17 protein-coding genes are annotated in these 20,429 nt (G+C 41.4%); 3 read left to right on the top strand and 14 right to left on the bottom strand.

Annotated elements, in window-relative coordinates; all coding sequences use genetic code 11:
• Positions 1–1,215: AsmA family protein (locus BV214_RS03075; RefSeq protein WP_140157708.1), on the bottom strand; the 1,215-nt coding region annotated here is incomplete at its 3' end.
• A gap of 223 nt (positions 1,216–1,438) precedes the next feature.
• On the opposite strand from BV214_RS03075, the gene BV214_RS03070 reads away from it, so the two are divergent.
• On the top strand, positions 1,439–1,909 hold the full coding sequence (locus BV214_RS03070) for a hypothetical protein (RefSeq protein WP_086475990.1): 471 nt from the start codon (positions 1,439–1,441) through the stop codon (positions 1,907–1,909).
• 77 nt (positions 1,910–1,986) lie between these two features.
• Here BV214_RS03070 and BV214_RS03065 read toward each other — a convergent pair whose 3' ends face one another.
• The 4 genes from BV214_RS03065 to BV214_RS03050 all read right to left on the bottom strand — a co-directional run bounded on the left by BV214_RS03065 (position 1,987) and on the right by BV214_RS03050 (position 6,183).
• Complete coding sequence (locus BV214_RS03065) at positions 1,987–3,174, bottom strand: M20 metallopeptidase family protein (RefSeq protein ID WP_086475989.1); 1,188 nt, start codon at positions 3,172–3,174, stop codon at positions 1,987–1,989.
• 234 nt (positions 3,175–3,408) lie between these two features.
• A complete protein-coding gene (locus BV214_RS03060; RefSeq protein WP_176328442.1) occupies positions 3,409–4,413 on the bottom strand; it encodes an FAD:protein FMN transferase in 1,005 nt (334 codons plus the stop codon).
• 168 nt (positions 4,414–4,581) lie between these two features.
• Entirely contained in the window at positions 4,582–5,118 is a 537-nt protein-coding gene (locus BV214_RS03055; protein ID WP_176328441.1) for a YceI family protein, read from the bottom strand.
• Positions 5,119–5,154: 36 nt separating this feature from the next.
• A complete protein-coding gene (locus tag BV214_RS03050) occupies positions 5,155–6,183 on the bottom strand; it encodes a formylglycine-generating enzyme family protein (protein ID WP_086475986.1) in 1,029 nt (342 codons plus the stop codon).
• A gap of 145 nt (positions 6,184–6,328) precedes the next feature.
• On the opposite strand from BV214_RS03050, the gene BV214_RS03045 reads away from it, so the two are divergent.
• On the top strand, positions 6,329–9,046 hold the full coding sequence (locus tag BV214_RS03045) for a M16 family metallopeptidase (protein ID WP_176328440.1): 2,718 nt from the start codon (positions 6,329–6,331) through the stop codon (positions 9,044–9,046).
• A gap of 159 nt (positions 9,047–9,205) precedes the next feature.
• Here the strand turns inward: BV214_RS03045 and BV214_RS03040 are convergent, their stop codons facing one another.
• From BV214_RS03040 to abc-f, 3 genes are all read right to left on the bottom strand, one after another.
• A complete protein-coding gene (locus BV214_RS03040) occupies positions 9,206–9,388 on the bottom strand; it encodes a CPXCG motif-containing cysteine-rich protein (RefSeq protein ID WP_086476029.1) in 183 nt (60 codons plus the stop codon).
• Between the two features lie 187 nt (positions 9,389–9,575).
• Positions 9,576–10,481 carry a leucine-rich repeat domain-containing protein gene (locus BV214_RS03035; protein WP_140157705.1) on the bottom strand — a complete coding sequence of 302 codons (906 nt, stop codon included), beginning with the start codon at positions 10,479–10,481 and terminating at the stop codon, positions 9,576–9,578.
• Positions 10,482–10,796: 315 nt separating this feature from the next.
• A complete protein-coding gene (gene abc-f / locus BV214_RS03030) occupies positions 10,797–12,713 on the bottom strand; it encodes a ribosomal protection-like ABC-F family protein (RefSeq protein ID WP_086475984.1) in 1,917 nt (638 codons plus the stop codon).
• A gap of 64 nt (positions 12,714–12,777) precedes the next feature.
• Between abc-f and BV214_RS03025 the strand changes: the two genes are divergently transcribed.
• Positions 12,778–13,170 carry a DUF983 domain-containing protein gene (locus BV214_RS03025; protein WP_086475983.1) on the top strand — a complete coding sequence of 131 codons (393 nt, stop codon included), beginning with the start codon at positions 12,778–12,780 and terminating at the stop codon, positions 13,168–13,170.
• Here the strand turns inward: BV214_RS03025 and BV214_RS03020 are convergent.
• The 6 genes from BV214_RS03020 to BV214_RS02995 form a co-directional block, all read right to left on the bottom strand.
• On the bottom strand, positions 13,167–14,213 hold the full coding sequence (locus BV214_RS03020; RefSeq protein WP_086475982.1) for an NAD(P)/FAD-dependent oxidoreductase: 1,047 nt from the start codon (positions 14,211–14,213) through the stop codon (positions 13,167–13,169). The genes BV214_RS03025 and BV214_RS03020 overlap by 4 nt on opposite strands.
• A 205-nt stretch (positions 14,214–14,418) precedes the next feature.
• Positions 14,419–15,321 carry a type IX secretion system ring subunit PorN/GldN gene (gene porN / locus BV214_RS03015; RefSeq protein WP_086475981.1) on the bottom strand — a complete coding sequence of 301 codons (903 nt, stop codon included), beginning with the start codon at positions 15,319–15,321 and terminating at the stop codon, positions 14,419–14,421.
• A 118-nt stretch (positions 15,322–15,439) separates the two neighbouring features.
• Positions 15,440–17,008 (bottom strand): type IX secretion system motor protein PorM/GldM, encoded by a 1,569-nt coding sequence (porM, locus tag BV214_RS03010; protein ID WP_086475980.1) that lies wholly within the window; start codon positions 17,006–17,008, stop codon positions 15,440–15,442.
• Between the two features lie 57 nt (positions 17,009–17,065).
• Positions 17,066–17,722: a type IX secretion system motor protein PorL/GldL gene (gene porL, locus BV214_RS03005; protein WP_086475979.1), complete on the bottom strand. Its 657-nt coding sequence runs from the start codon at positions 17,720–17,722 to the stop codon at positions 17,066–17,068.
• A gap of 71 nt (positions 17,723–17,793) precedes the next feature.
• The gene (gene porK, locus BV214_RS03000) at positions 17,794–19,155 is read right to left on the bottom strand and encodes a T9SS ring complex lipoprotein PorK/GldK (RefSeq protein ID WP_086475978.1); all 1,362 of its coding nucleotides are present in this window, start codon (positions 19,153–19,155) and stop codon (positions 17,794–17,796) included.
• A gap of 115 nt (positions 19,156–19,270) precedes the next feature.
• Positions 19,271–20,428: a formimidoylglutamase gene (locus tag BV214_RS02995; RefSeq protein ID WP_086475977.1), complete on the bottom strand. Its 1,158-nt coding sequence runs from the start codon at positions 20,426–20,428 to the stop codon at positions 19,271–19,273.
• Position 20,429 lies beyond the last annotated feature (1 nt).

Here is a 20,429-nt window from a genome sequence, read left to right as displayed (position 1 = left end):
TCGCCAAATATTTTTAGGGTGTTGCATTGAGGAAAACAGGAAAAAGGCATCGCTCTCCTTCTGTGTATCAAAACTCCAATCCAACTGCAGATCGGCCTCCCTCATCAGTTTAGCGCGAACCTGAACTTTCACCTTACCAGCATTCTTTTCAATGTTGGACACCTGGCTTATATCGGCATTTAAATCAGAAAAAATTATCTCACCAACTGCCACTCCTTCTGTTACTTTTTCTGCGTAAGAAACCAACCCTTCATTAATCACCAGCTGATCTATATGAAGCTGCAGTGGCAATTCACGCAGCATTTGGCTATACAATCGCTTATGTTTTAAGTCGTCACCAATCAATTTATCACGGTATAATTCCAAATTTGGGGCCTTCATGCTTGCACTCCCAATATGTAGATATAGTTGCTTCTTATTAAATCCGAAATCCAGATCGGAAAATTGCAGCTCTGGAATTAGTAGGTTGATATGGTCCCGTTCCACGGTTAAAACACGGGACAATTCTTTTTTGCCATACTTAGATTTTATTGCAAAATCCAATACCCCCATCCCGCTACTCCCGTATGCCACCTTAGCTACATGGAGTGTTTCATAAGTACTGAGATCCATAGATAGTTGTTGAGCTACAAACTTGGGTTCTTGGTAGGAGAATGGGATGCTTTGCGCTAAACTCTCCCTACTAAGCTCCAAGCTCCTTAGGGAAAGATTAAAAGCATCTATCGCTAATTTTGGCCTATCGGAATCTTGCTGCAACTGGGTATACTTCCCCGCTTTAATGCTGAGGTTTTCCAAAATAATTTTATACTCCAAATCTACTACTTCCACATTCTTGGAGGCTTTTTTGGAGGTATGGTGATGGGGTGTATATGCTATCTCTGGTTGTTGTAACTCTAACTCTCGGATCACCACTTCCTTATTTATAAGCAAGTTAAAGTACCCCAGGCCTTTTAAATGCATAGCCTCTAGGTCTATACTGGTATGCACCAACCCACTATCTGGATCCAACAACGCTATGGCAACCTTATGTAAGTCTACGGATCCAGACAACACGTTCACCTTTAATTCGTCATAACTCAAATTAATATGCGTAGGAAGTTTACTATTCAGCGCCTTGGCTATTTTCGATTTCATCAGAAAATTTGCCCCCACCAATATTCCCAACAAAATGAAAATTGAAATTAAAATTGCTATATATATTTTTCTTCTGGGCATGGCAAATTGGTTTTTAAAGCTCCGTATAAGCCGCATGCTGATAAAGAGCCTATTGCATAAAAAAACAGGAGAATTTATTTAATTGCGCTGGTTTTTGCATCAGTTTTTAATTGGATAAGGTACAATAATCATGCAGGTTTTTATTAATTTTGGCTCTTAATCAATAAGGCAATTTAACAAGCCACAATACAGTATTAAACTAAATCTATTAAAACATTTAGAGATGAAAAAATTAATTGGTTTTCTTACAATCGCACTTTTAATGACCCTAAGTGCCCAGTCTCAATCAATTTCAGAAAATGCCCTGGGATTACGCCTTGGTGACAATAACGGATTTGGGGGAGAGATTTCTTACCAACGCTATTTAAAGGAAAGTAACAGGTTAGAATTTGATCTTGGATGGAGAAGTTCGGACAACGTTGATGCCTTTAAATTGGTAGGGTTATACCAGTGGGTAATGCCATTGGATGGTGATTTCCATTGGTACGTAGGTGCTGGAGCAGGTTTAGGAAGTTTTGATTCCGATGTGTCTGACGGTACCTTTGCCCTTGTTGCAGGAAATATTGGTATAGAATATGATTTTGATATTCCGCTATTACTATCCTTGGATATTAGGCCAGAATTGGGCTTCAACAGCAAGTACTCAGATGATTTGGATATGGATATCGCATTAGGTATTAGATACCAGTTCTAATTCACTGCAGACATAAACTATTTTAAAAAGGTATTGGGAAACAATTTTCCAATACCTTTTTTCATTATTAGCACTTTTTATTGCACCAGCGCTTCTAAAGTTAACCATGCCATTAGCCCACCTCCTGTTTCCAAGGCCACTTCATCTATATTAAAAGTAGCCGTATGCAACCCTGAAGTAATTCCCTTATCTGTATTCCCTACCCCAAGAAGATAAAAGCATGCGGGATTACTTTGCGTATAATAGGCAAAATCTTCTGCTGCCATCCACTGGTCTAAATCCACTACATTTTCTTCTCCTAGAAATGCGATAGCGCTTTTTTTCATGGAATTGGTCAAAGGCTCGTCATTATTAAGATGCGGATAGCCTTTGGGTATATTCACATAGCATTCCCCGCCCATTCCTTCCGCTATGGCCTTGGCCAATTTAGTAAGCTTTTCTATAGCTAGATCCCGCCAATGTTCATCATAGGTCCGAAATGTCCCTTCAATAGTCACGCGATCGGGAATTATATTATTGGCCCCATCCCCTATAATTCTACCAAAGGATAGCACGCTAGGCATTTTTGGCGATGCCATTCTACTCACCAATTGCTGGGAGGCTACAACGATATGTGAAGCAATAAGAATAGGATCTATACATTCTTCCGGCACTGCCGCATGTCCGCCCTTCCCAATCACGGTAAGATATACCTCATCCATACTAGCCATAAATTGCCCTGCCCTGAATCCTACCTTCCCTGCCGGTAATTTAGGCATAACGTGCTGCCCCAAATGAGGGATCTTTCCCAATTGCTGATAGGCTTCCTCCTTCATCACCAAAGTAGCCCCTCCTGGCATCAATTCTTCGCCTGGTTGAAACAATAATTTTACAGTCCCGATAAATTCACTCCTTAACTGAAAAAGAATTTTAGCGGTAAATAATAACGAGCTCATATGTACATCATGACCACAGGCGTGCATTACACCAGCAATCCTAGAGGCATATTCTACTTGGTTTTCCTCCTGGATGGGAAGGGCATCCATATCTGCCCTTAAAAGAATAGTCCTTCCCTTTTCCCGACCGTGAAGAGTTGCCAATAGCCCCGTTTCTGCCACCGAAACAATATCGGTAATACCAATTTTCTGCAGCTCTTTCCTTAAAAAATCAGCAGTATTAAATTCCTTAAAAGAAAGCTCCGGATGTTGGTGAAGATATCTTCTTACCTCCACATATTCTGTCGTAAATTGTTTAGACAATTCTTTAATACGCTCCTTTAAGACCATAGTATTTTTTTATTATAGATTGATGATACGGCAGCTCTAATTACACCCTTCGTTTGGCATATACCCTTCGTTCCAAGAAAATAGTTTTTTATATGGCATAAGCTCTTTCTCTTAACAAAACAAGGTAGACTTTTTTCGCCTTTCCCGGGACGAAGGACGACAGGGATTTGGACACGAATATACCCCGGAATTCTCCTTTGATTACTTTGCTATCGTATCCTAAACCCTAGTATGTTAATCACTTATAATATAATCTAGAAAACCTTGGCTGTTCCATTGTTCATAGTCTGCCGGACTATCTGTGACCAGAAAAGCCTCCAATCCCGGAGTTTGTTTTAGGATATTTTTGCTTTTTTCTATACCAAGAACACTCAATGCCGAGGCATAGGCATCGGCCATAGCTCCAGTGGGAGCAATAGTAGTAACCTGTATGGTATTGGTGATGGCCATCCCTGTACTTGGATCTACAATATGGGAATAGCGCTTGCCATCTACGGTAAAATACTGATACAGATCCCCTGAGGTAGCCACCGACTTATTCTTTAGTTTAAGTTTGGTAAAGGCCTCCTCACCCAAAGAATTGTAATAACTGAATCCCAAAACCCAATAGGCTTTGTCTGGAGGGGCACCACTCACAGTAATGTCTCCTCCCATATCTACGAGGGCAGACGCTACCCCCATTTTTTTCAATAACTGTATAACCTCGTCTGCCGCATATCCTTTCCCTATTCCTCCTACATCCAATTGCATTCCCAGAGTAGATAAGCTTACTAGGGAATCTGGAAGTAGACGTATTTTATTATAGCCCACCTTTTTTTTGGCGGCCTCAATCTCCTCTGTAGTAGGTACTACTCCGTTCTTTCTTGCTTTTCTCCAAAGGGCCACCACTGGTCCAGCAGTTATATCGAAAGCACCCGCAGTTGCATCACTCATTACCGAGGATTGATGTAGTAGCTGAAACAGGTCCTTGCTTACCGGCACCTTGGTATGTACCGTTTTACTCAGGTTATTTAGCTCGCTGTTGGGCAGGTAGTCGCTTAAGATTAAATTTAGATCATCTATCTTCTTAAAGGCCAATTGGGCCACCCTATCGGCATCTATACTATCTGGCGCATAAAAAACCAGTCGTATTTGGGTACCCATTTGTTGATGGGTATAGGTCACCCTAGATTGGGCGTAGGCACTACCCAAAGTAGCGAATAAGACCAGTGCTAAAAGTAAGTGCTTATATGTATTCACATCTGGTTTCACCGCAATCTGTTGGATTAGATTAATTAAGACGACATATTATCCTTGAAGTTCCATCAACCTTCGCTAAACTAGTACAACCCTACAGGGATATCTCCCAGCTAGCACGCCCTATGTTATTACAAGGAACTATTGGTCCCTAACGTCTTATGAATACGATTACTTACCTACAAAAACAAGATTGTAATCTACCGTGACCGTATCCCCAACAACAATTTGACCAAACATAGCTGTAGGCGGCTCCATCCCATAATCTTGCAGTTTTAGGGCATAGGAGCCTTTTATACGAAAACCATTGTCTATCTCGGTAATTTCCGAGGGAAGCACTACCTGTTTGTCTTTCCCTGCTATGGCTAAAACACCTTGAAGGGCATTAGGATCCGTATCGGATAGATTCTGAAATTTAAAAGTAATCTCGGGATGCTTTTCGGCTTTCAGGGCTTCGTGCATTTTTTTATCCATTGCAGCGGCACGGCCACTTTCTATGTCCGGAGCGACCACCCGGAGTTCCACATCTTCCACTTTCTCTCCATAGGTTAAATTCCCATGTAGGGTATTGGCCTTAACGGTCCAATCGTGAACGGTTGAGGTTCCATTAATATTCAGCACACTTTCTTTGGACAGCGTGTATGTATTCTGTGAAATTCCCGTAAAGGCAACCAGCCATAAGGCTATAAAAGTTATTTTAATTTTCATATCGATAATGTTTTTCATTAATGCCCTATAGAACGACTACTCGTCCAAAACGGTCTGCCAGAACTTTTCCTGCTCCTCTTTGGAAGGCTGTACTTTTGGACTAACCACTCTAAATCCTATAAAGTTGGAATCCGTATTCCACCAAAAACTTTTAGGGATCTGAGGGTCTCTTTTTTGCAAATTAATACTTGATGCCACTCTGGACGCGGATCGGAGCACATCAGCATCGTCATCCCAAGAACCACCCCTAATCACTCTAGGATGGATAACAGTAGGCTTTACCCATGGATTCTTAGGTTCGGTGGTGGCGTATGCATCCTCCTTATACTCGTCTAGGGTCCATTCTGCTACATTCCCATGCATATCATATAAGCCCCAAGGGTTAGGCTTTTTGGTTCCCACCTTGGCGTATTGGTTATTAGAATTTTTATAATACACCGCATAATCATCGATCGCTGATGCATCATCCCCAAAGGAATAAGCGGTTTCAGTACCTGCTCTAGCGGCATATTCCCATTCTGCCTCTGTAGGCAAACGGTAAAATTTTCCCGTGACCGAGCTTAGCCATTTACAAAATACCAAGGCAGAATAAGCAGACATACTAATGGCCGGATACCCCGTTTTCCCCATTCCATAGGAAGGATCTTCATAGGGTGGGCTAGGTCTGGTAATACCGTCTATGGCCGCCAACTTACTCGCTTCCAAATCTTGGAACATTTCTTTATTTTGCTTAAAAAACAGCTCAAAAACATCCCAGGTAAGTTCGTACTTCCCCATATAAAACGCATCTAGCTCTACCGCTCTCCTCGGTCCTTCATCGGCATTCCTTTTGGTTTCGGTATCTGGACTGCCCATCATAAAATTTCCTTCGGGTATTAATACCATTTCAAAAGAAATATCGGTAGTGGGAATTTCCTCCACGTACGATTCGGCTACCGCCTCCGTTCCGGAATCCTTCAAGGCAGGAGCGGTGGATTTGCAGGACCATAAGGCGAACAATACAATAACAGATGAAAAAATTGGGTTTACAACGGTCTTAAACTTAGAGCTGGTAAAATGATACATTATGTAATAGACAATTAGATTAAGTTGCTAAAAATATTACTAATTATTGAAAAGTACGAAGCTTAACCTCAAAAATTCTATGGACACAGCGGTGAAGTCTTACAAAAAATATTGTAATATTGGGAGTAATCAAATCCACACTCACATGAAAACCAAAATATTGAACCTATTTCTAATAGGATTATTTATCTGTTCCTACCACTCGTATGGGCAACTTAAAAAAGTAGCTTCCGTAGAAGGCATAACGGAATACAAGATGGATAATGGCCTTAGGGTATTACTGTTCCCCGATAATTCTGCCCAGACCATCACTGTGAATATCACCTACTTAGTGGGCTCTAGGCACGAGGGGTACGGTGAGAAAGGCATGGCACATCTACTAGAACACATGGTTTTTAAAGGCACCCCAAACCATCCAGATATCCCAAAGGAGCTGAGTGCCCGAGGCGCAAGGCCCAATGGCACCACATGGTATGATCGTACCAATTATTTTGAAACCTTTAATGCCACCGAAGACAATTTGGATTGGGCCTTAGATCTGGAAGCAGATAGAATGGTGAATTCCTTTATTGCCAAAGAGGATTTGGAAAGCGAGTTTAGCGTGGTTAGGAACGAATTTGAAAGTGGGGAAAACAATCCCGTAGGTGTTCTTATGAGTAAAGTAATCAATGCTGCCTATCTCTGGCACAACTACGGAAACTCTACCATAGGAAACCGATCGGATATTGAACGCGTCCCCATAGAAAACCTACAGGCATTTTACAAGAAGTATTATAGACCGGACAATGCCGTTCTTATGGTTACCGGAAAATTTAATGAGACCACCACCTTGTCGCTCATCCAAGAGAAGTTTGGCAAAATTGAGAAGCCCAGCATTCCCTTAAGGGATTACTATACGGAAGAACCCGCACAAGACGGAGAGAAAACAGTAAGCTTAAGCAGAATTGGTGATCTACAGGTGGTTTCGGCCATGTACCATACCCCTGCTGGTTCACATGAAGATTATGCGGCCATGGCCGTGGTAGAGAACATCCTTACGGATGAGCCATCGGGGCGACTCTATAAGAATTTAATTGAGACGCAAAAAGCCTCTTCACTATGGTCGTTCTCCCCCTTTACCAAGGAGCCCGGCTTTCTTTATGTGAATGTTAATGTACCCTCTACAAAGAGCATGGAAGAGGTAGAACGCGAACTTAAAAGTACCATGGATGGTTTTAAAACAAACCCTATCACCCAAGAAGAGTTAGACAGGGCTAAATCTAACCTATTAAAGCAAATGGATCAGATTCTAAGAAACTCCTCTTTCTTAGGTACCTATATGAGCGAGTTTATTGGGGCTGGCGATTGGCGTTTGGCATTTATACATCGGGACAGGGTAGAAGAAATGACCTTAGAGAAAGTAAATAGGGCAGCTACCAAATATTTAATTCCCACCAATAGGACCATAGGTAGGTTTATCCCTACCAAACAACCGGAGCGAGTAGCCATAGAGCACACCCAAGATCTAGAAGCCTTGGTTGCCAACTACACAGGCAAGGAAGATATGGGCATGGGAGAAGCCTTTGATGTCTCCTATAACGCCATTGCAGAAAGACTGGAGCAAGGCCAATTATCTAACGGGATTGAGTACGGCATCATAAAGAAAAACAATAGAGGGAAAACGGTGCTACTCAACTTTAGCATGAGAAACGGGAATGAAAAATCGCTTTACAACACCGGGCTAATTCCGTCCTATACGGCTAGCATGTTAGATAAAGGCACCCAATCCAAAACTAGGCAACAGATTGCAGACGAACTAAGTAAACTTCAGTCTTCTGTCTCTTTCCGCGCCAGTAACGGGAATATTTATGCCTATGTAAATTCTAAGGAAGAACACCTGATGGCTTCTTTGGCCCTTATGGCCGAAATGCTTAAAACCCCTTCTTTTGATCCGGCAGAATTGGAAAAATTAAAAACAGAACATCTAGCTATGCTAGAAAGCAATAAGACCGAACCCCAGTTCCTCGCCTCCAAAAGATTATCTCGAATAAATAATCCGTATGCAAAAGGACATCCGCTATATACCATGACGGTAGCCGAGGAGGAAGCCGCCATAAAAGCATTGACCATTGCAGACCTCAAAGCCTTTCACGAATCTTTTTATGGTTTGGGTAAATCCATTATGGTAGCCATAGGGGATATGCAGCCGTCAGAGGTAACCACTTTTATGGAAAAGGAGTTTGCCAATTTCCAGAGCAAACACCCTTATGAGCGACTTAAAAATCCTTATACCGCTTCCCAGCCCCTCAACGAGGACATCCTAACGCCAGACAAACAAAATGCGATGACCCTAGGGCGCCTAAACGTACAAATTAGTCAGGAAAACGAGGATTATGCAGCCTTAAGCATTGCTACTACTATATTGGGAGGCGGATTCTTAAACTCTAGAATCGCGGAAAGATTACGTCAAAAAGACGGTGTAAGTTATGGTGCAGGGGCTGGATTCCAAGCCGATCATAATAAGAACGACCAAAACTCCTCCTTAATACTATACGCCATCTATGCGCCTAGCAATTATGAAAAGGTGCAGCAAGGCTTTAAAGAAGAGTTAGATAGATATATCAAAGATGGGATTACAGAGGACGAATTGAAGGATGCGGTAAATGGATGGGTTCAGGAAGAAAACGTTTCTAGAGCTAAAGATGGGGAGTTAGCCGGACTCATCAATAACAACATCTTCTACAATCGCAGCATGGAATTCCAAAAGGAATTGGAAGAAAAAGTAAAGAGTTTAACCGTAGCCAAGGTGAACAAGGCCATAAAAACCTATATAAAACCCTATAAGGAGTGGACCGTTGTGAATGCTGGAGACTACAAAAAATAGTACGCAGCTAAAAAAGAGGTTTACAAAATGGATCCAAGGATGGTAACTGGATAAAACCTGGAAACCGCATTCCTCCAAAATGTAAACCTCTTTTTCTTTAATTTCATGGCATGGAGACCAATCTAAGTCCAAACTTGGCCAACCAAAGAACAGCTATCCCTACTGCCCAAGATCTGCCGCCTCAAAACCTATGAGCTCTCCATCACTAAACCTAGCGGTAATACTTATGGGATTACAGCAGACTTCACAGTCTTCCACATAATTTTGGGACCCCACGGAGGTGTCCAAAAGCATAGAAATCTCTTCCCAACAATAGGGGCATTGAAAAAACTGCTCGTACATGGTACCTTTTATTTTTCCCTTATGCTGTAAGTTACTAAGAAATATAGAATTAGAAACAGACAGGAATTTAAGCAAGCGGTACCCATGACCCTAAATCAAAGGCTGTCTCCATAGTAATTTGGAACTACCGTGAGCCAGGGCTTTGCAGAATGCCCAATCACTTCTTCCCAGCGGATACACCAATTGACTAAGGTTCAATATCGTCTTCAAATTTGGTGTCTACCATGCGTGTACGGTCTACCTTCAATTCCTTAAACTTCCCTTCTTCTTTCCCTTTGTCATAATCGAACACCAGGAACTGAGCAGTATCCATTTTCCTTAGACCATCGAAGGAATAAATATTGTTATTCTGTAGCTGAAGCACCTGCAGGCTAGCCAAATTAGAGAACTCATCTGGAATGGCACCTCCCAATTCATTATTAGCAAGCACCAATTCCCTTAGCTTTAACAAGCTACCCATTTCATTGGGGATAGCTCCATTAAGTCTATTATCGAACAATCCAAGCTGTTCCAAATTGGAGAGTTGCCCCAAGGAAGCGGGAATATTTCCAGATAGGTTGTTACTGGATAAATTGAGGTTTTTAAGGGTTTTGAGGTTACCCAGACTCTCGGGAATGGAACCAGACAGCGAATTATTAAAAAGGATTAACTGTTCCAAAGCCCTCAGCTCTCCTATGTTAGTTGGAAGCTGCCCTACTAGACGGTTCATTTCCAGCTGTAGCACTTTTAGTTCAGATAATTGGGAAATGCTTTCTGGAAGCTGCCCCCCTATCTTATTAAAAGCAAGGTTTAACTCCTCTAGATGCGTCAGGTTTCCAAGGTTATTAGGCAAACTCCCTTTCAAATTATTCATAAAAAGGTTGATGGATACCACATGTCCATCTTTTACACCTACCCCATGCCATGCTTCCACTTCCTGATCTAAATCCCATTGGGTATTCCATTGGTCACCTGCCGTAAGCTTGTGTAAGGCCAAAAGCACCTCTTTTTCCTGTTCGGGAACCTGGGCCTTAAGTGTGGATATTATACCAACACAGCATCCTATAAATAACAGTATATATTTAAATTTTGAATGATAGCCCAAAAATTTCATATCGATGTTGTTTTCCTATGCTTACCAATAGCGGCAGATTATCAGGGAATTACCCCACAAACTACGGACAATAAGGGTTGAAAAGCAAAAATAATCGATAAACTGACCGGCTGCATCTCAAAATTGTGGTGAAACCCATGCAAACTGTGGTGAAAGGCTTATTGCACAAGTGATGCTACACTGATGTAAGCTCACTAGAAATAATGAATATCATAACAAGACTACCAGTACTTTAAGAATCAAATGCCGGCCTTTATCCAATTCACAGTAGTTTCTTCCGCGTATGTGCAAAGACCCCATTTAGAAGAAGAGGGCTTAATCTTGAAACTGTTCCAAGTCCATGCTAAGCGCTTCCCAATCCTTCATTAGTTTTTCCAAATCCTTTTTCTTCTTCTCATAGGATTCAAAAAAATTAGGCTTTGCTATGGTAGCATCATAATTTAAAAGGAGCTCTTGATCTATGGAGGCAATTTTCTTCTCCAGATTGGAGATTTCGTTCTCGGTAGACTTCAATTTGTTTTTTAATGATCTCCGTTTCTTCTGATCCTCAAAACTAACCTGTTCCTCCTTTACTTTCTCTTTCTTTTTTACAGGGGCCGATTTTTTCTCTATTGCCCTAAAATCTTCCACCTTACGTTCTTCCAGATAGTAATCGATATCCCCTAGATATTCCTTGATATTACCGTCTTTAAACTCGTACACCTTATTGGTAAGTCCTTGAAGAAAGTCTCGGTCGTGACTGACTAGAATAAGGGTGCCATCAAAATTCTGAAGGGCTTGTTTTAAGACGTTCTTAGACTTTATATCCAAGTGGTTGGTAGGTTCATCCATAACTAGGACATTAAAGGGCTGCAATAGCATCTTGGCCAATGCCAAGCGGTTTCGTTCCCCTCCGGAAAGCACCTTCACATATTTCTCTACCTCATCGCCCCTAAATAGGAAGGACCCCAAAATATCCCTTACCTTACTCCTATTGCTTTCATTGGCAGCATCAATCATCGTATCCAGGATTGTTTTATCGCCATCCAAATACTCTGCCTGGTTTTGCGCAAAATAACCTATCTGCACATTGTGCCCCAATTTTAAGTGACCTGTATGGTCTAGCTCTCCCACCAGAATTTTTGCCAAGGTAGATTTTCCCTGTCCATTTTGCCCAACAAAAGCCGTTTTGGTATCCCTTTCAATTAACAGGTCTACGTCTTGCAAAACATGGTTATCCCCATAGCTCTTACTTAAGCCTTCCATTTCTACCACCACTTTTCCGGGCGTCACGGATACTTGAAATCGAAGATTCATCACACTGTTATCATCTTCATCAACCTCTATCCGCTCCATCCTATCCAGTTTTTTAATAAGGGATTGCGCCATGGAGGCCTTGGTAGCTTTTGCCCTAAACTTCTCTATGAGTCGTTCTGCCTGTTGTATCTCTCTTTCCTGATTTTTCTGGGCGTTTAACTGCTGCTCCATCATCTCACTACGCAACACCAGGTACTGGGAATAAGGTTTATTGTAGTCGTAGATTCTACCCAAAGAAATTTCAATGGTACGATTGGTAACATTATCCAAAAACATTTTATCGTGGGAAACAATCATCACCGCCCCAGGATAATTTTTCAAGAAGTTTTCTAGCCATATAATGGATTCGATATCTAAGTGGTTGGTAGGCTCATCCAGTAAAAGCACGTCATTACTTTGCAAAAGCAGTTTTGCTAATTCTATGCGCATACGCCAACCTCCAGAGAAGGTCTCTGTCTTTTTGTGGAAATCTTCCCGTTTAAACCCGAGACCCAACAATATTTTTTCCGTCTCTCCCTCATAATTATAACCACCCAAAATTTCAAAATGATGCGTAACATCGTTTAGATCCACGATTAGTTGGCTATAGCTATCCGATTCATAATCTGTGCGCTCCGCAAGTTGATGATTAATCTCATCTAACTTCAATTCCAATTCCTTGATCTCTATAAACGCCTGGTACGATTCTTCCAATACCGTTCTTCCCTGCTCAAAATCTATGTCCTGACGCAAGAAACCCATTTTAAGGTCCTTATCGGCGGCTATTGTGCCCGAGTCTACCGGCATGTCCTTGGACAATATTTTTAAGAGGGTCGATTTTCCGGCCCCGTTTTTACCTATAAGTCCAACCCTATCGCCAGCATTCAATCGGAAAGATATTTCTTCAAATAAGTATTCCCCTCCAAAAGAGACGGAGAGGTTGTGGATGTTCAACATATTTTGTGACTATTTTCAGAATAAATCATTAAACAATTCTGTACGTTTGCATAAACTTTTGCAAATGTTACAAAAAGGAAGCAAACTCTTCAGTATTTTAACAGGAACTTGTCCCAAATGCCACCAAGAGAGCATGTATAAAGACAAGAACCCTTACAATATGTTAAACATATTTAAAATGCACGAAAAATGTTCGCATTGCGACACTAGGTATAAAATGGAGCCCTCCTTCTTCTTTGGCGCCATGTACGTGAGTTATGGGGTTGGAGTAGCGATAGGGGTAGCAACCTTCGTTATCGCTTATTTAATATTAAAGGCATCATTAACCAATACCTTTATTGCCATTACCCTGACACTGATTGTCCTTATGCCATTTATAATTAGGGTCTCTAGGAACATCTGGATCAACTTCTTTATACATTACGATCCTGACGCAACAAAGAAAAAAACATCTTAATCGGTAGGAGGAAAACGGGAAATATCTATTTCTTTATCCAAGGGAATGTGCTGTTCTATCAGATCAAAGAGTTGCTGAGCGGCCGTTGGAGCCAACATAACCCCTCTAGAACCAAATCCATTTAAGCAGTACAGATGTGGATGCCGGGGATGTTTGCCTACCAAAGGTTTTCTATCCTTAACCGTAGGTCTCACACCGGCCACATGATCTACTACCTCATAAGGACATTTAAGAAATCGATCTAATTTTTGCAGTAGGTCGGCCTTCGCAGCCTCCGTGGGCAGGTTGCTCTTATCGTCCCTATTATAGGTGGCTCCCACCCTATAAAGATGGTCTCCTTTTGGAATGATAAAAACAGAGGATTTTATCACTTTAGACTCCTTTAATAGGGGCGCTTTAATCGTCAGGAGCTCCCCTTTGGTTCCATTAAGTGGCAAATAGTTAAAGTAGGGATTCTTTTTAAGTCCGAAACCTGTGGCAAATACAAGTTGCTTAGCAGCTAGGTCTTGATATTCCACATGAGTAGCCAACACTTTCAATTCGTCAAAATTAAAGGTTTGGAATCGCATCGAATCCCCTTCCTGCAGCCAGGCCACATAAGTAGCTACCAAGGTTGCTGTATCCAACTTCCAAGTATCGAGAACTTCTCCATATCCGTGGGGTGCCTCTATTTGGTCATTAATGTCAAAATTAAGTTTTGTGGATAGAAAAGGTTTTAAGTTGGGTTTATCAGCAGCTTCAAACCACAGATTCTGCTCTTCAATAGAATTGAAACGCCTTAAAACCGGCAGCTTATGAAGCAGTTCTTTATTTAAACGCTGTTCCAAATCCTTATAAAATGGCACAGCTCTCTCCAACTGCTCTTTCGCCTTCCACGCTAGTGTAAACCGCTTTAAAATAACGGGATTGCACAATCCACCAGCCACTACAGAGGAGACTTGGGAATTGTCGCTAATCACCACAAACGACTTATTATTTTTTTGGAGGGTCTCACAAAAGGAAATTCCTGCGAGGCCCGCCCCTACCACTAAATAATCTAACATGCTGTAAAAGTAGCGTAGGGAATTTAATTCTCTGCAAAAAAAGCTAATTATTCCGCCTACAACCAAATCCTTTACTGCTTACTATTTTGAGGGGATTGCTCCAATTATAGTAGAATACCCAACAAGCATAGCTGTTTACAAAAAAAAGTGCCACAACCTTTCGATGTGGCACTTTTTAAGATATCTGAATTGGATTAGTATTAGGCTAGTAAGCCCACATATCTTGTTCCCGGTCTCGTATAACCTCTTTTATACGTTGGGACTCTAATAATTGGAACAACGCATTGTCCGAGATATAGTCTTTTATTTCACGGTCTCCGTATACATTGTCTTCCTTGTAAATGGTTGCGTTAAATCTTCTTGCGTTCAGCAACATATCAAAGGAAATGGGCTGTGCAGAATTGCGTTGGTTAAACACCTTTGCATCGTGTAAAATCTGTCTTGCACTTGGATACCAAACCCAAAACAAGGCTACTTTTGCATCGGCGGGATCTACAGAGGAATCATCTATAAAGTTAACGTCTGGAGCCACAGGAGCTATTCCGAGCAATCTATACTTAAGTTCTCCTTGTCTTTTGTCGAAATACCACATTCCTTTTATAAGGTATTCCTCCAAATCTGCAGCTACGATACTTCTTTGGTTAATATACTCTGGGGATACTGGTTCTCCTGCATTCAACTGCGCATACCCTAGGTCTAAGGTATCCGTTTTCTTCAAGGTGGCCTCCAGGTCACTGAAATTTCTTTTTTCGGTAAAATAAGAATCTACATAGATATCCGTAAGATTTCCGTTCTTTATATTCTTGATTAGCACATCGTACAAAGACCTTCTATCCGGACCAATATCTACGGTATCCAAGGGATAGTAAAGCGGGAAGTTGACACGTTCGTCCAGATCAATTACCTCCCACACCGTTTTGGACCAAAGAATATCCCTTTCATCCACATAACCGTAGGGTAGCGGAGCATCGTTATATTGCGCCTTTTGTGCCGCTGTTTTTTGACCTATCTCCTGTGGCTTTTTTGCATTCAGGATATTTGCTTGGGCGCAAAGGGATAGCGGCAACATGGTTACGGCCCCAATTAACAAAACATTTTTCCAATTCATCTGTTCTTAATTTATCGTATTAAATACATAGCGTTACCTCCCGGCTGCTATAGCTATTTTACCAAAGGCAGAAGCGGGGGATTAAAAACCATCTACCCTGGTACTAAGCATAAAGTCATTAATTTGTTATCTCGATCACCACTGGGGACACCCTTGGAAGCTTATAACTCCTATTATTGGTAATATACGCTTCAATATCAAATATCTGCACTAGATCTCCACGACTGGCTCTTTGCAGAGCAGACTTGGCTCTACTATCCAATTTATTTCCATTTACCACCACTGTTGGCTGTCCAGGCACCTTAAATTTAAATCCACTAACGGCAATGTTCAAGTCAAAATCAAAGTCTTCCAACAGCGCTCCTACGGTGGAAATCTCCAAGTTGTTTTTTCCCATTCTTGTACTTCCCGTCTCTCCTCTGATAGAGCCCGAAGGCCTAGGAATATCCTTAATCCTAAACTCGGAAGAGGTTGTAATTACCTGCCCATCGGGCAATTTACCTGAAGCCGTTATAGAAACGGTTCTTCCCTTGCCAGGATTCATAATGTAATTGCTTCCACTGCGCTTGGAAAGTCCGGGTGCAGAGGCATTAACGTTATTATCTGGAATTCCAGGAATAGAAATGGTAATTGGGTTGGGCACGCCACGGTACACCACATTCATCTTATCTGCAGAAATTACAGCTGCATTAGGCTTGGTAATGGTAGCAAATGTGGAGGATACGGGCACTTCTGTACGCTCTCCATCCTGAATAAACACCAAATTACCTTCTATCTTATGATCTCCAGCGCTTCCGGCATTAATTGTTAACCTTACCTTCCCGTCTTCTATTACATAATCTGTTCCTTCGCTCAACTTTCTTCCGTCTAGGGTAAGGTTCACCTCATTGGGCCTAGTACTTGCATCTTTACGTCCAAGAACGATACTTCCACTAAATTTTTCACCGGAATAGAAAGCAGATTTTTCCTGTTCTAACAAGGTAGTATAGTTGGTCATAGACACCTCACTACTTAATTGCCCCTGCAACATAGCCTTTAAAGCGTCCTCTTCGGTGGACTTAACATCTGCCTGAAGCGAGGTTAATTTGGTGTAAGAGGCAATTAATGGATACCCTTCAAAGTGATAACTTAACCAATCTTGTTTGGTGCCATCCCGTTTTTCCACCAAGCCTTTTTCGTCACCGGTTTCAAACCTGGTTTGCACGGAAGATTTTACAGCCTCCAATTCCTTGGGCATTACTGCAGAGATCTGTGTACGATAGGCTATCAATTTATCCAAAAATTCCTTTCCTTCGGCACTTACCTTTCCTCCTCTAAAGAAACGCTGATCTAAAAAATCCGTCATATCCATTACCTGGTAATCTTCTGGATCCTTTACACTGGCCATCATCTCTTTCTTTATACCCTCTAAATAGGCATAATACTCTTCGGATAATTCCTTAATTTTCCTTGCATCTGCCAAAAGCGGTCCATATCTCACTTCATTCTCTGCCGCCTTAGTTTCTAATCCATTTAGAAAAGCTAGGTTATTTTCCGTGGTTTTAACGTTGGAAGCTTCCAACTTTTCGTTCATAAGTCCGAAAGCAGATAGTACTTCCTTTCCCATATTCAGCGCCAACATCGCGATGAAGATCAAATACATTAGGTTGATCATCTTCTGACGTGGTGTTTCTTTTCCTCCTGCCATTTTCTAATTAGTTTTTGTGATTAATTGATTTAGGGTTGCTTATTGCGGAACAACTAATTAGTTTCTATTCATCGCAGACAACATACCTCCGTACACTCCATTTAAGGAGGACAGGTTAGTGGCCAATGACTCCATCTGCTCTTTTAAGGCACTGGATTTCTGCACTACTTCCTCATTGATAGATGCCTGTCTACTGGCACTTTCCAGTTGCACCTTATACAGACTATTCAAAGATTCCATTTGGGCAGCTGCCTGCACCATCTCATCTGAGTACTTCCTAGTAGATTCCATAGCGTCTACGGTAGGGGCGATTCCTTTGGCTGCACCTTCAAAATTTTTGATACTGGAACCAAGGCTCTGCATAAGACTGGCGTCTACCCCAGCTTCTTTTAAAAGTTCGTCTAATTTTCTAGATAAGGACACTTCTGCTTCCCTAACCTCCGCTGCTTCCTTGGCGTTTGCTTTGGCAGCAAGGGCGCCTCCGTTTAGTTCTGGGTACACCAAAGACCAGTCGTATTCTTCATCTACAGGTTCAAATGCACTGATTGCAAATATCAATGCCTCTGTAATAAGACCAACTGCTAACAGAAGTCCGCCCGTTAACGGACCAAATTGCCAGTGAAGAATTTTAAACAATGCTCCTATGATCACTATAGATGCCCCTAGGCCATAGGCCATCTGAAATAATTTTTTAGTTGATTTTGATTGTGCCATATTCGTGAATTTAGTTAAGTATAATTAATAATAAGTATTTGGTCGTTGTTGATTATAACTCCTAGTAAGTATTACCTTCCTGTTGAATCTTCTTCCCCCATATAATCCTGCACCGTTCTGAAGCCGATATAGCTACGTGCTGAATCCTGGTATTCGTAATCCCTGGTACTTACCTGTAAAAAGTAAGCCACATCTTTCCAAGATCCTCCTCGGATTACCTTTCTTTTATTTTCTGCTGTTCCGGCATATGGGTTCATGGTAGACACATATTCGTACGCATTGGGATCATAACTACTATTGGTCCATTCCGAAACATTCCCTGCCATATTGTACAGGTTGTAATCGTTGGGCTCATAAGACCTGGCCTCTACGGTGTATAAGGCCTCATCCGCAGCATAGTCCCCTCTTTGGGGTTTAAAGTTGGCCATAAAGCAACCCGTGTCACCAATTACATACGGACCACCCCATGGGTACGTACCCCCTTCAATTCCACCTCTGGCAGCATATTCCCATTCTGCTTCGGTGGGCAATCTAAAGCGGTTTACAAACTGCTTGCCCCTACTTTTTTGATCGTCGTTCTTATACTTTGTCCTCCAATTACAAAATGCCTGGGCCTGTTTCCAGGTAACCCCTACCACTGGGTATTCACTATACGCATCGTGCCAGAAGTAATCATTGTGCATAGGCTCATTATAAGAATAGGAAAAGTCTCGTATCCATACCGTAGTATCTGGATACACTTCCAATTCTTCCTGTTTTATAAAATCTCTTCTGTTCCCATTTCTGGATCTGGCCGCAGCCTCTATATCCATCCATGTATACTTGTACTTTAAGCGCTTAACATCTATATGACGCTGCCCATTATAGGATTCCTCCTCCGAAATGTACATGGAGTCTACCATAATTTCTGTATAGTATTCATCTGGGTATTTAGAAACATCCCATATTAAGTTAGGCCTTTTATTCAATGCCCTTCCTTCATAGCCAGTTTCTCCCTGTCCAGAATACCTATCCAACATATACTTGTCGTACACAGAAAGACGAGTAGTATCTGCATCCAAAAATGCATATTCCCCAATGCCCCCATCTTCGGGACCTAATCCCAATTCGTCTGCCAAAATTGCCAACTGGGTTCGTACAATGGAATCTTTCACCCATTCTACAAACTGCCTGTATTCACTATTGGTGATTTCGGTATCGTCCATATAAAAGGACCTAACCGTTACAGTTTTTGCCGGCGCATTGAGAATCTTTGCCTGATCTTCCTCTGTTTTCCCCATGGTAAAAGAGCCACGTGGGATTAATACCATCCCATAGGGTTTTTCTGGATGCCATTTTTTTCCTTTAGCTCCTACAAGTTCTCCCTTTGTTCCGGACCCACAACTTGAGAGTAAAAAAACAAATGCTATGGATGACAACAATAGCTTCTTCATACGTCTGGTTAAATTTCGATTATCTTTATAAATGCAAACACAAGTATTACTCTCTAAAACTTAATTTTAATTTTTTTATTGTATAAAATAGTCTTTATACCCTAAAAATTTTAACTCAATTAAAGCCTTTTTTATACGCTTTAAACCACCTCTCCGGGATATTCTGGTCACATGCTTCCAAATATTCCAGTTCAGTGCAAGGTAATAACGCAGGTGAATTTGTTTTAGTATGTGCCATAAGTATTGAAGGTACTTCTACCCACCATCTTTCGGTAAGATGACTTTTATAGAAGATAAGCGACTCATTTTCGATTGGCACGGTATACTTGCTAAAGTTGTTATTCTCACTATCTGGGTATTCTTTAATCCTGAAGTTAAGACCTTCAATAAAATACCACATCAGCTGAGAGATCAGCTGAAAAGATTGATTATTATTCTCAACCTCATATATCCCAAACACGGATACATTATCGCTTATCCCCGCATATCTGGCAATGGTACATATTTCTCTCCCGGTAAACCCATTGGGCGAAAAATTATTGGAAAACCCCATTTCCGCCGCACGGATAGCCTGGGCGTCCAAACTTACCAAATGGGCATTTCTAAGTACAGGTTCTGCCAAAGTCATATTATTGATCATCTGGCCTAGCCGATAATAATCAAAAAATAAACGCTCCATAAGATCTAATTCCTCCTGTGCATTAAAATAGCTTTGGTAGCCAATATTGGAAAAATTAAAAAGATTATTGGGTTTATCGGTGATGATCCTACTCATATATGAATCCGTAGAAATCTGATCCCCATCCAATCCAAAATCGAACCTACTATCTATGGAGACCAAATTCACCATGTTCATAAGTCCATCAAAAGCCCTATAAGTGGGATAAGTAAGATCCTGGGTAGGACCTATTACTATAGGAATAATATTTTTCTCAATTAGCTTTGCCACCACCTCCTTTACCACAAAGAAGGTATCCTCTACCGCATCTCCAGGCTCCACATCCCCCAGATCTACCATATTGGTATTCCAATTACCTTTCATCAGACTATAGAATTGCCGTCTAATCCCTGACAGATCTAGTGGCTCTTTAGGCTCACCAAAGGCGTTCCTAGTTTCATTTACTCCCAAAAGCGCTACACTGGCCTTGGACAAATCTGGAAGACCATGCTTTTCGGAATGTTTAATAATTTGTCTCCCCATGGCTTGGGAGGTTAACAACTCACAATAGGCCAAAACCTCCTCCTTAACGGGAACTAAAAAATTGAAGACCATA

This window comes from Arenibacter amylolyticus, assembly GCF_002150785.1.
Lineage (GTDB): Bacteria > Bacteroidota > Bacteroidia > Flavobacteriales > Flavobacteriaceae > Arenibacter > Arenibacter amylolyticus.
This window is presented reverse-complemented; position numbering and strand designations above follow the sequence as displayed.